The sequence below is a fragment of the Cyclobacterium xiamenense genome (genome assembly GCF_900109255.1).
In the GTDB taxonomy this organism is placed as follows: Bacteria; Bacteroidota; Bacteroidia; order Cytophagales; family Cyclobacteriaceae; genus Cyclobacterium; species Cyclobacterium xiamenense.
The window spans coordinates 73,946-86,528 of sequence record NZ_FNZH01000003.1; the positions used below are offsets into that span (position 1 = coordinate 73,946).

At 48.3% G+C, this 12,583-nt stretch carries 9 protein-coding genes; 8 read left to right on the forward strand and 1 reads right to left on the reverse strand.

The genetic code is table 11. The features are described from left to right. Nucleotides 1-3 precede the first annotated feature (3 nt). The 8 genes from BMW71_RS09805 (at nt 4) to BMW71_RS09840 (ending at nt 10,659) form a co-directional block, all read left to right on the forward strand. Nucleotides 4-2,463, forward strand: coding sequence for an FtsK/SpoIIIE family DNA translocase (locus tag BMW71_RS09805; RefSeq protein ID WP_092174776.1), 2,460 nt, complete (start codon nt 4-6; stop codon nt 2,461-2,463). A gap of 19 nt (nt 2,464-2,482) precedes the next feature. Next, complete coding sequence (locus BMW71_RS09810) at nt 2,483-3,139, forward strand: outer membrane lipoprotein periplasmic chaperone LolA1 (protein ID WP_092173004.1); 657 nt, start codon at nt 2,483-2,485, stop codon at nt 3,137-3,139. A gap of 49 nt (nt 3,140-3,188) precedes the next feature. Then, entirely contained in the window at nt 3,189-4,007 is an 819-nt protein-coding gene (gene pyrF / locus BMW71_RS09815) for an orotidine-5'-phosphate decarboxylase (RefSeq protein ID WP_092173007.1), read from the forward strand. 72 nt (nt 4,008-4,079) lie between these two features. Continuing rightward, the gene (locus BMW71_RS09820; RefSeq protein WP_092173010.1) at nt 4,080-5,384 is read left to right on the forward strand and encodes a DUF2851 family protein; all 1,305 of its coding nucleotides are present in this window, start codon (nt 4,080-4,082) and stop codon (nt 5,382-5,384) included. A gap of 53 nt (nt 5,385-5,437) precedes the next feature. Then, on the forward strand, nt 5,438-6,076 hold the full coding sequence (locus BMW71_RS09825) for an acetyltransferase (protein WP_092173013.1): 639 nt from the start codon (nt 5,438-5,440) through the stop codon (nt 6,074-6,076). A 53-nt stretch (nt 6,077-6,129) separates the two neighbouring features. Further along, on the forward strand, nt 6,130-7,116 hold the full coding sequence (gene trhO, locus BMW71_RS09830; protein ID WP_092173016.1) for an oxygen-dependent tRNA uridine(34) hydroxylase TrhO: 987 nt from the start codon (nt 6,130-6,132) through the stop codon (nt 7,114-7,116). Next, on the forward strand, nt 7,097-7,954 hold the full coding sequence (locus tag BMW71_RS09835) for a nucleoside phosphorylase (protein WP_092173019.1): 858 nt from the start codon (nt 7,097-7,099) through the stop codon (nt 7,952-7,954). The genes trhO and BMW71_RS09835 overlap by 20 nt, the downstream gene beginning before the upstream one ends. Before the next feature lie 275 nt (nt 7,955-8,229). Beyond that, a complete protein-coding gene (locus BMW71_RS09840) occupies nt 8,230-10,659 on the forward strand; it encodes a TonB-dependent receptor (RefSeq protein ID WP_092173022.1) in 2,430 nt (809 codons plus the stop codon). Nucleotides 10,660-10,687: 28 nt separating this feature from the next. Here BMW71_RS09840 and BMW71_RS09845 read toward each other — a convergent pair whose 3' ends face one another. Continuing rightward, on the reverse strand, nt 10,688-12,568 hold the full coding sequence (locus BMW71_RS09845; RefSeq protein WP_092173026.1) for an ABC-F family ATP-binding cassette domain-containing protein: 1,881 nt from the start codon (nt 12,566-12,568) through the stop codon (nt 10,688-10,690). Nucleotides 12,569-12,583: the final 15 nt, after the last annotated feature.

Here is a 12,583-nt window from a genome sequence, read left to right on the forward strand (position 1 = left end):
ACCATGGCTGCAAATACGTATAAAAAAAATACTTTCAAGAAGAAAGGTGCACCCGAAGGGGGTAGCCCAAAAACCAGGCGGTCAGTTAATTGGGCCCTCTTTAAAGACAAGCGCTGGGGCTTGTCCTTTGGAATCTTTTTGATGATGTTTGCCGTTTTCATGTTCTTTGCTTTTTTGAGTTACCTTTTCGCCGGGCAGGCCGATCAGAGCCTGGTGGGAGAGTCGGGAATTCCCCTTCGGACAAAGGCAGGGGAGACCCAAAACCTTCTTGGCTATAGTGGCGCAGTCATGGCCTATTACATGATATTTCGCTGGTTTGGTTTGGCAGCACTGCTTTTCCCTCCCTTTCTGTTTGTGTGGGGATACCGCCTTTCGTTTAAATCTGCTTTGTTTTCCCTCAGCAGGTATGCCGCTTTTTCCCTCTTTTTTTTGGTTTGGCTCGGTTTACTGCTTGGGTATCTGGTGCACTTGATCGACGGGTTCCATTACCTGAGCTTTCTTAGCGGTGGCTTTGGCTACGAACTAGCGGTCTTGTCGGATGACTTACTGGGCTGGGGTACCGTTATCCTGATATTTGGGTCCTTGTTAATATTTGTCATTGTTTTTTTCAATGTGGAGCAAATTAATTTGTTTGGCACCAGCGAAAAAATAGATGCTTCTGAGGAAGAGGCTGGATTGAATCAGGCGCGAAGGGATAGGGAGGAGGCATTCGATCCGGAAATGGGCGAAGCCGAAGATGACCTGGTGGAAGATGGCGGAGTGGGAGATGCTGAAAACAGCTGGAAACTGGCAGAAAGTGACGTTCGGAAAGCGGAGAAAAATAGCCCGACTGAGCCAACCTTCAATGTAGAAGACCGAACCCAGCTTTCCGAAAGCGGTGAAGCCGAACCCACCGACAATTTTTTTGTGGAACAACAATCGGAAGAAGAAAAGACCGCCGACCAGGTAGTCAATTCCGACCCCTATGACCCAACGCTGGATTTGCCCAGCTACAAATTTCCCACCTTGGACTTGCTGAATGAGTACGATCAGCAAAAAGTAACCGTGACTCGGCAGGAGCTGGAAGAAAACAAGAATAAGATTGTCGAAACCCTCGTAAATTTTAAAATAGGAATTCAGGAGATCAAGGCGACCATCGGCCCCACCGTCACGCTGTACGAAATCATCCCTGATCCGGGGGTGAAAATCAGCAAGATAAAAAACCTGGAAGACGATATCGCGTTGAGCCTTGCCGCCCTGGGTATCCGCATCATTGCCCCTATACCCGGTAAGGGTACCATCGGCATCGAGGTGCCAAACAAAAATCGGGAATTGGTCGCTGCCCGCTCGGTTTTGGGGACCGAAAAGTTCATGAAAAGTGACAAAGACCTCCCGGTGGCACTTGGCAAGACCATATCCAACGAAGTATTTGTGGTAGATCTGGCCAAAATGCCCCATTTGCTCATGGCAGGGGCTACAGGGCAGGGAAAATCCGTTGGGTTAAACATGATCCTTGCTTCGCTGATATATAAAAAACATCCTTCTCAGCTTAAGCTTATATTGGTAGATCCGAAAAAGGTAGAGCTCACCTTATTCAATAAGATTGAACGGCATTTTCTAGCCAAGCTTCCCAATGCGGAAGAAGCGATCATTACCGATACCAAGAAGGTGATCTACACGCTTAATTCGCTGTGCATCGAAATGGATAACCGGTACGACTTATTGAAAGACGCCGGGTGTAGAAATTTGAAGGAGTACAATACCAAGTTTGTTGCAAGGAAGTTGAATCCAGAAAAAGGGCATCAGTTTATGCCCTATATTGTGCTGGTGATCGATGAGTTGGCAGATTTGATGATGACTGCCGGTAAGGAGATTGAGGGACCGATCGCCAGGTTAGCCCAATTGGCCAGGGCCATTGGGATTCACCTGGTATTAGCCACGCAGCGCCCATCGGTCAACGTCATCACAGGCATTATTAAAGCAAATTTCCCCGCCCGGTTGTCGTTTCGGGTAACCAGTAAAATTGACAGCCGAACCATTCTTGATGCCGGCGGAGCCGAACAGCTAATCGGTATGGGAGACATGCTGCTGTCCATGGGATCGGACGTCATCCGCCTGCAATGTGCCTTTCTGGATACGCCCGAAGTAGATGCTATCTGCGAATGGATAGGCGAGCAACGGGGGTATCCGGACGCCTACCTGCTCCCCGAATTTGTCGGGGACGAAGGAGACGGGGGTATGGGAGAGGTGGACCTGTCTGAACGGGATCCGCTATTTGACGATGCAGCACGCTTGATTGTATTGCATCAGCAAGGCAGTACCTCACTGATTCAGAGAAAGCTGAAGTTGGGGTACAACCGTGCCGGTCGAATCATCGATCAGCTGGAAGCGGCAGGCGTAGTGGGAGCGTTTGAAGGGAGTAAGGCACGGGAAGTGCTGATTCAGGATGAAAGTAGTTTGGAACAGTTATTGAACAGTCTTTAAAACAGATAGATAGTTTACCATGAAAAGCAAAAAAACGATCGCTTTAAGCCTTGCTTTCCTGTGGAGTTTCCAGGTGATAATGGCCCAGAATGACCCAAAAGCCGTGGAAATACTCGCGGAAGTAAGTGAAAACTACCAAAATTTAAATGGCTTTTCAGCCTCTTTTGAATACACTTATTCTACCGAGGACGAGGGCTTGATTCAAACCAATACAGGAGCGGTCACTGTCAAGGGTGAAAAATACCGGCTTACGCTAAATGACCAGGAGATTTTTAACGACGGTAATACGGTATGGACGCTCATCAAATCGAGTAAATACAAGGAAGTCACCATAAACGATGTGGAGGACGACTCGGAAGAATTAACTCCTTCCAATATCTATTCAATTTACAAAAAAGGATACCAGGCAAGTCTGCAGGGGAGTGACCAAGTTGACGGGAAATCGGTCCATGAAATCCTTCTGACATCGGAGAAGGAAAAAGCTCAATTTGAGTCGATTACCCTGTACATTGACAAGGCAAAGCCGGAATTACTAGCCTGGGAAATCCAGGACGATATTGGCGGAAAATTTACGTATACCTTTAAGGACGTGGATAGTTCTGTACAGATTAAGGACGACTATTTCGTGTTCAATACCCAGGAAAACCCCGACGTGGAGGTCATTGACCTGCGATAGGGATCGGCTCGTTCGGTGGAAGTGAACGTATTTTTTCTATTTTTGTGCCATGACTTCATCGGATATTTTCGCAGAAATTCAAAAAAAGAACTCCTTTCTCTGTGTGGGCCTGGATCCCGTTATCGAGAAAATTCCCCGGCAGCTGCAGCGGGAAGAGGACCCGGTTTTCAGTTTCAACAAAGCCATCATCGACGCAACCATTGATCATGCTGTAGCCTACAAACCCAATCTCGCTTTCTACGAAGCCTTGGGTCCCGGGGGTTGGGAAACCTTGCAAAAGACACTCGAATACCTACCTTCTGAGGTATTTACCATCGCAGATGCCAAAAGAGGGGATATTGGGAATACCTCTACCCTCTATGCAAAAGCATTTTTTGAACAAATGGATTTCGATGCCATCACCATCGCCCCGTACATGGGTGAAGACAGCGTCCGCCCCTTCCTTGCGTTCGACGGGAAATGGGCAATCGTATTGGCCCTGACCTCCAATCAGGGCAGCCAGGATTTTCAGCTGATTGATAATTCGGATGGAAAGCCTCTATTTGCGTCAGTGGTGGAAAAAAGCAAAACCTGGGGAACCGCCCAAAATATGATGTACGTGGTAGGAGCTACCAGGGGTTCCCATATTGAGAACGTAAGGGCCCTGGTTCCCGACCACTTTCTGCTGGTACCCGGAGTAGGTGCGCAGGGAGGAAGTTTGGAAGAAGTCGCACGATTCGGAATGAACGCCCAATGTGGATTGCTTGTCAATTCTTCCCGGGGGATTCTGTACGCCTCTTCGGATTCGGATTTTGCCGTGGCCGCAAAAAAAGAGGCACAATCCCTTCAGGGTGCTATGGAAGAGCTGCTATCCAGGTACTTAACCTGAAAAATAGCAGAGAAGCCGATCAAAAAATCACTTTATTTCGTATCTTCATCGGGAATACCAACGCCCATTTTTATGATTCGGTTTCAGGAAGATTTTCTTCACATGGTATGGAAATACCAATATTTTGACAAAAAAGGACTGGAAACTTCCGATGGCTTGCCTTTGATCGTTCAAAAGATCGGATTTCACAACCAGCACGAAGGACCGGATTTCAACGAGTCAGAAATAAGGATCGCAGGGATCACGCACTACGGCCACGTAGAAATTCACCTCCGTTCCTCGGATTGGAAAGCCCACCAGCATCACAAAGATCCCGCCTACAACAGCGTGGTGCTGCATGTGGTATGGGAACACGATGAGGTGGCGGTCCGTGCAGATGGGACACCGATTCCGACGCTCTCGCTACTGGGTAAAATCCCACTGGACGTTATCAAGAATTACGAGAGATTACTGTATTCTCCACGAAAGCTGCTGTGCACCGATTCTCTGTCTCACCTTCCTGGAATTTTGAAATTTTCCATGCTCGAGAAAGCGCTGGTAGAGCGCTTGCACAGTAAGAGTCGGATGGTCACCCAATTGCTGGAAGCGAACGACCAGGATTGGGAAGAGACCGCTTATCAATGGCTATTTTATTCGTTTGGCTTTAAGACCAACGCCAGCCCCATGCTTCGGCTGGCCAAAAGCCTTCCGTATGCATTACTAAAAAAAAATGCGGGCGAGCTGTGCCAGGTAGAGGCCCTGATTTTTGGGCAGGCAGCCATGCTGCAGCCCGTTCTGCCCCTCCAGGCAGGATACGAGAAAACGCTCAGCGAGGAATACGCCTACCTCAAGCAGAAATACCGCCTGAAACGTGTGGTTTTTGGTTCGGAGTGGAAATTTATGAAAGTGCGGCCCAGTAATTTCCCTTCTTTCCGGCTTTCCCAGCTTGCGGCACTGCTAAACACAAGCCCCAATTTGTTTTCTACGGTGTTGTATCAGTTGGAAGATCCCGCATCCTTTCGTAGTGCCTTTTCGCTTCGCGTTAGCGACTATTGGCAGCGACATTACGATTTTGGGAAACCGATGAAAACCAAAACGACTGGAAGACTTAGCGATAGTTTGCTTAACCTTTTGGCCATAAACTTTGTGGTGCCTCTTTGGTACGCCTATGGGCATTATGCAGGGCTGGATCAGTGGCAGGAAAAGTGTTTTAATTTCCTTCAGGAAATTCCTGCCGAGAAAAACAGCCTGATAAGTATCTTTTCTGATGCCGGTTGGCCGGCGTTACAGGCATTTGACAGCCAGGGCATGTTGGGACTGTATGGGGATTATTGTTCGAAAAGGAGATGCCTTTCCTGCAAAATAGGCCAGAACCTTCTCAGAGGCAATTTGAGGTGACCGTTGCACGGGGAGGTAATTTCCGTTAATTTTGCCTGTCAAAACGACGCGTCATGGAAAAACCCATCATTATCTTTGGGGCCAAGGGCATAGCCCATCCGGCTCTGGAAATTTTCAACAGCCATGATCTGGTAGTGTATGGTTTTTTGGACGAGGATGAACGCCTCCAAAAAACGGAAATCAACAATGTAGCGGTGTTGGGCGGACCGGAAGACGAAGGATTTTTAAAGCTAATTGGCAAAAAATGTGAAGCCTTTGTCGCAATCGACGATGCCCGATACCGGGCTTCTATTGTAAAACTATTAAACGAAAGGAGGAAGGTGCAACCGGTAAATGCCCTGCATCGACTTTCCTATATTTCAACCGACGCGGCCATCGGACATGGGAATTTTATCAATGCAAAAGTGACCATTGGTGCGGGTGCCAGTATCGGAAATCATTGCATCGTTCATACAAATGCCTCCATCGAACACAACACGAGGGTGGGGGATTTTGTACAAATTGGTGCTGGAGCAGTAGTAAATGCCGGAGCTACGATCGGAGACGGGACGTTTCTCGGTTCGGGAGTAATTATCGTGTCCGGCGTTTCGGTCGGCAAAAATGCCCGGATTGGCGCCGGTTCGGTGGTCATCGCTGATGTGGAAGCCAATCAAACGGTGTTTGGAAATCCGGCTCAAGTTATCGAAAAATGAAAAAACAACTCTAGTACAACAAATAACACCCTGCTTGAAACAGGGCTTTGGTTATGGACTATCGAATTTTACTCTATTATTGTTATGCCCCGATCAGCGACTTGGAGGCATACCGGGACGAACACCACCTATTCTGTGTCGAAAACAACATCCGGGGGCGGATCATTGTCTCTTCGGAAGGTTTGAATGGCACGGTATCCGGCCTGAAAGAGGATTGTGACAACTACATGGCCTATGTCACTTCCGATCCGAGGTTTGCCGATACGGAATTTAAGGTGGACATACACCACGAGCACGCCTTTGCAAAGATACATGTACGCGCGAAGGAAGAAATCGTCCATTCCGGCTTGCGACACCTCAACCCGAGAACAAAAACCGGGAAACACCTGGAACCAAAGGAATTCAAAGCCTTGAAGGACGAAGAAGATGTGGTCATTCTTGATGTGCGCTCCAATTACGAACACGAATTGGGCCATTTCAAAAATGCGATCCGGTTGGATATTGATAATTTTCGGGATTTTCCGGAAAAGGTAAAAGAACTTGCTCACCTCAAAAACAAAAGGGTGCTCACCTACTGTACCGGTGGCATCAAATGTGAAAAGGCCTCTGCGTTTTTGTTGGAGCAGGGCTTCACGGACGTGTACCAGCTGCATGGCGGTATCATCAAATACGGGATGGAGGCCGGAGGGGAAGACTTTGAAGGGAAATGTTACGTGTTCGATAACCGTCTCGCAGTTGACGTAAATACGGTAAACCCAAAAGTGATCTCCAAGTGTTTTGTGTGTGGTACCGCTTCAGATCGAATGGTTAACTGCGCAAATCCGGAATGCAACGTGCATGTACCCATTTGCCCTTCCTGTGGGTGGGAATTGGAGGGTGCCTGTTCGGAAACCTGCAAAACCCATCCCAAAAAGCGGGCGTATACCGGCACCGGCTATTACCAGAAAAATACAAACGGATACAATCCCTACAAAGGGCTTTTTCAAAAACCCAACGCAGAAAAAATCAAATCGGCCCTGTATGGCAAAACCCCTTCCTGAGTCGGAATTTATCCTCAATGCGGATGGTAGCCTTTATCACCTCAACCTTCTACCCGGACAAGTAGCAGAGACGGTAATCGCAGTCGGAGATCCCGAGCGTGTAGGGAAGATTTCGAGGCATTTTGATTCACTGGAAGTGCAGGTTCAAAAACGGGAATTTGTCACCCATACCGGAACCTATAAGGGAAAGCGACTTAGTGTGATCAGCACGGGCATGGGTACAGACAATGTGGAAATTTTCATGACCGAATTGGATGCCTTGTTCAATGTGGATTTTCGGACCCGGCTACCAAAAGAAACAGCCACCCGCCTGACCATCGTGCGTTTGGGCACCTCGGGAAGCATGCTGCCCACCCTTCCGGAAGACAGCATTTTGGCTTCCTCCTACGGTCTGGGACTGGATACACTAATGACCTTTTATACCTTGCCTCAGCATCCCGAGGAGCGCATCGTTGCCCAGCATACAAAGGAACGCCTGGACCTTCCGTTTTTGCCGTATTGTGTGAAAGGTTCGGAGGAATTGCTCGCACGGTTTGGGGACCTGCCACAGGGCATTACGGTTACCTGTCCCGGTTTTTATGGGCCGCAGGGAAGACATATCCGGCTTGCTCCCGGGATACCCGATATTTTGTCGAAACTCAGCAGTATCCGTGTGGAGGCGGGCGTATTTTCCAATTTCGAAATGGAAACCGCCGGCTACTATGCCTTGGGGCGTTTGTTGGGGCACGACATGCTAAGCCTCAACGCCATCGTGGCCAACCGCATAACCAAGCGCTTTTCCAAAAACCCGAAAGCACTGATCGAATCGTTGATTTCCCTGGCGTTGGAAAAAATTTAGAGACGAGGGACGGCCATCCCTGTATGCACCCGCCCACTAGCGTACAGATAATCCTACTCATAAAAAAAATCGAAGTCCAAGCCCGTTTAAAATACCTGTATAGACATTTATTTTCAAACATAAATTATTCTAAATAAGTTAGTTATCTGGAATAAAGTATTGGCTGTGGTCCGATTTTGACAGCAAACTCCCTCAAAATGCTGTTTTTGATGCTACCTAAGTCAATGCTTTGGCAGGTTTGAGCCTGCGTTTGGACGAAGAAAAACGAAACCAACATGAAACAGATCGTACTACTTGTAAGCCTGATTTTTTTAAGCCTGACAGGAACTTTTGCACAGGAAGTTTTGGTAAAAGGGAAAATACAGGATAGCGAACAGCGGACTCCCCTTGAATTTGCCAACGTAGCCTTGCTGGAACCGGCAGACTCCTCCCTCGTTTTTGGTGGAATGTCTGATTTGGATGGAACCTTCGAGTTTACAGGGGATCCATCGACTTACCTGCTTCGGGTGGGTTTTATCGGTTACGAGGATTACTACCAGGAGGTAAACCTGGAAGACCGAAAGACAGTCAATCTGGGTACCATCTCCCTGGCACCGGGTGCGACCAACCTGGACGAAGTTACCGTGGAGGGAGTTACTTCCATGTTTGAAACGGATATTGACAAACGTAGGTACGACGTAGAAAACAGTATTGTGGCGGAGGGAGCCACCGCTACCGAATTATTGGAAACCTTACCCTCCATACAAGTGGATGAGGAAGGGGGAATAAGCATGCGGGGAAGCGGGGAAGTCCTGATCTACATCAACGGGCGTCCATCCAACTTGTCCGGTGACGATGCCGAATCCATCCTGGCCCAATTTCCGGCCAATAGTATCAAAAGTGTGGAATTGATCACCAACCCTTCTTCCAGGTACGATGCCGCGGGCGTAGGGGGAATTATCAATATTATCCTTAAAAAGAACCAACGGACCGGTTTTAACGGGCAGGCGAACGTGGCTGTAGGAACACGTGACAAATACAACGCCGGATTGAACCTCAATTACGGGGCCGAAAAAATCAACTATTTTGTCTCCTACAGCTACCAGGATCGGAGAACGTTTCGGGAGTCGGAAGCCTACCGAGTGAATTTTCTCCCGGGGGTGAGTCCCATTCTTGATCAGTATTCTTATGGAGAAAGCTTTGACGCTACCCACCTGGTTCGCGGGGGGCTAGATTATACCTTATCGGACAGGAAGACGCTGAGTTTTTACATGCAGGGGAATTTCAGAGACCGAACGGCCGGTAACGAGTTGGATCAGCGAAACCTAAACGGGGATGAAAGTCTGAGCAATCAGGTGATCCGAACCGAGGAAGACCAGCGAATCAGCACCAATTTGGAAACAGGCCTTAGTTACGATTACCGGATAGACACGGCCGGGCAGCGGCTGTTCGCTTCACTATCGTTTTCCAGAGACGAGCGAACGCAGACCGAGTTTTTTCAGCAGGACTATTTTGACGAATCAAGTCAGGAAGTACCGGGCAATTTTTTATCGCAGATTAACGATAGACCCCAAACCAGCAATTTGTGGATCGCGCAGGTAGATTACGAAAAGCCCTTTGACGACGGAGGTCGATTTGAGGCTGGCGTAAAGGGTACGTTTAGCCAGTGGAGCAGGGCGCAGGAATTTAGCCAGGGCGATGCAGCCTCCGGGTTTGATCCCATTCGGGTGGATTCGATCAGCGACGGCTTCGATTTTAAGGAAGACGTATATGCCCTGTATGCCAGTTACCGAAATTCGTTAAATAAGTTTGGCTACCAATTTGGGCTCCGTGGGGAATACACCGAAACCATCAGCTATCAGGAAAGACTGGCCAATACCGTGGTGAACAACTACGGCAACTTGTTTCCCAGCTTGTTTTTGAGCTACGAGCTGGGAGAGGAAAAATCAATCACAGCTAATTACAGCAGAAGGATTTCGCGGCCCAGTCTTTGGTCCTTGTCACCCTTTTATCGGGTCAGGGACATGCAGAATTTTAGTATTGGCAATCCCTACCTGCAGCCTGAACTGACCGACAGCTACGAGCTTGGCTATGCGAATGGCTGGGAAAAGCTCCTGCTCAATGCTACCGTTTACCACCGGTATTCCACAAACGTGTTGACACGGGTAATCCGGTTGACAGACGATAACCTGGCAATACAAACGCGGGAAAACGCAAATTTCAGGAAAAGTACGGGCTTGGAGGTGATCAATCAGATACAGCCGCTGGACTGGTGGGACGTTACCCTTTCGGCTAATTTTTTCTATTCCGAAGTTTTTGGCGAAAACATCGAAGAGGGGCTTTCCAACAGTAACTTTAGTTGGACTGTCAGTCTGCTGTCTAATATGGTCATACCCGACTGGTTTTCCATTCAAATACAGGGGAATTATCGGGGCCCCATCGTTTTTCCTCAGGGCGAAATTGAGCCCCTCTGGGGAATCAATGCGGGCATACGCAGAGCCGTCTTAAACGACAAGGGCACAATTAGCCTAAATGTGAGTGATATTTTCAACACAAGGGTTTTCAAAATTAATAACAGTGACGCACGTTTCGTTCAGGACCGTTTGTTCAATTGGGAAACCCAGATCGGTACCCTTTCCTTTACCTACCGGTTTGGGGGATTTAAAGACCGGAATAACGGCAGAGAGGGGGGGCGTGAATTTGATGGAGAGGACAGCGACTTTTAAGAACGAGCCGTTCCTCGCAGGATACGGATTAGTTGATTCCTTCCCGTTCACTGAGTTCCAGCCAGCGCATTTCCAAAGCTTCGTTTTTGGAGTTGATTGCTTCGATTTCCTGAGACCATTGGATCAATAGCTCATGGTCTTCGGTGCCCCCGCTGATCTTTTCCATCAACGCTTTCTTTTGGTCCGCAAGCTGCTTTAATTCAGTTTCGATCGATTCGAATTCTTTTTTTTCTTTATAACTGGCTTTCTGGGAAGAGTTGGCTGGCTGTTCCTGGGATTTGGTGGATTTTTCCGTTCCTTTTTTTGGGGCGGATGTTTTGGATTGCTTTTGGGTCTCGCGGTAATCGGAGTAGTTGCCCGGGAAATCGCTGATTTGGCCTTGCCCTTCGAAGACAAATAAGTGATCGACCAGTCGGTCCATAAAATACCGGTCGTGTGAAACGATCACCAGACAGCCTGGGAAGTTCTCCAAAAACTCCTCCAGTGTATTAAGGGTGACGATGTCCAGGTCGTTGGTGGGTTCATCGAGAATCAGGAAATTTGGGCTTTTCACCAACACCATTAGCAGCTGAAGTCTCCTTCGCTCCCCACCGCTTAGTTTGGCAATGGGGGTATGCTGCTGCTTGGGAGGAAAACCAAATTGGTTCAGAAACTGGCTGATCGTAATGGTACTTCCTCCTGCGACGGTCACGACTTCGGCCACCTCTTTGACGCAATCGATGAGTCGTTTTTCTTCGTCAAAGCTGTTTTCTTCTTGTTTGTAGTACCCAAAAACCGTCGTTTGGCCGATGGTCACCGTACCGTTATCCGGTGTAGCACCACCGGTTAGCATGTTTAGAAAGGTGGTTTTTCCTACGCCATTTGGCCCAACGATACCAATTTTATCGCCCTTTTTGAACACGTAGCTGAAATCATCAACCAGGGTTACGTTTCCGTAGGCTTTATGTACCTTTTCCAACTCGACGATTTTTTTGCCCAGTCGGGTAGCGGTTACTTCCAGACTGATGTCCCGCTCTTCGTCCGTACGAAATGCTTTTTCCTTGGTTTCTTCAAAGGCGTCGATGCGGTATTTGGCTTTGGTACCTCTGGCCTTGGGTTGCCGCCGGATCCAGTCCAATTCTTTTTTGTAGAGGCTTTTGGCCTTTTCCTGTTCGGTAGCCTGATTGGCTTTTCGTTCGGCCTTTTTTTCAAGAAAATAGGCATAGTTTCCGCCATATCGGTACAGGTTCCCGTGTTCCAGTTCCAGTAGCTGGTTGGTGACCCGGTCTAGAAAATACCGGTCGTGTGTAACCATAAGCAAGGAAAGACTGGACTTGGACAGGTATTCTTCCAGCCATTCGATGGTTTCCAGGTCCAGGTGGTTGGTTGGCTCATCCAGCAGCAGCAGGTCTGGGAAATTTAAGATAGCTTTGGCCAGGGCAACCCGTTTTCGTTGTCCGCCGCTCAGGGCAGAAACGGGAATATCCGTATCGTGAAGACCGAGTTTGCCGAGCACTTCATTGATTTGGTATTCAAAGTCCCAGGCTTGCAGCCGGTCCATTTTTTCAAGTACCGGTTGCAGTCGGCCCTCCGTATCGTGTTCCGCTTGCAATAGCACCTGCTGGTATTCCTGAATTACCTGAATGATCTCGTTATCGGGGTCGTCAAATACGGTCTGATAGATGGTCTTCTCGCCCGTAAAAACCGGGTTTTGGTGAACATAGGCAATTTTTGCCTCCTGATTTATGACCACCTGACCTTCGTCAGGGATCTCCTCCCCCATAATGATTTTCATCAGCGTGGACTTTCCCGCTCCGTTTATTCCTACAAGGGCGGTTTTTTGGCCCCGCTCAAGGCCAAAAGAAATCTTGGAAAACAACACCCGTTCTCCAAAAGATTTACTTAAATTTTCTACGGAAAGGTAATTCATGACGTAATATTACAA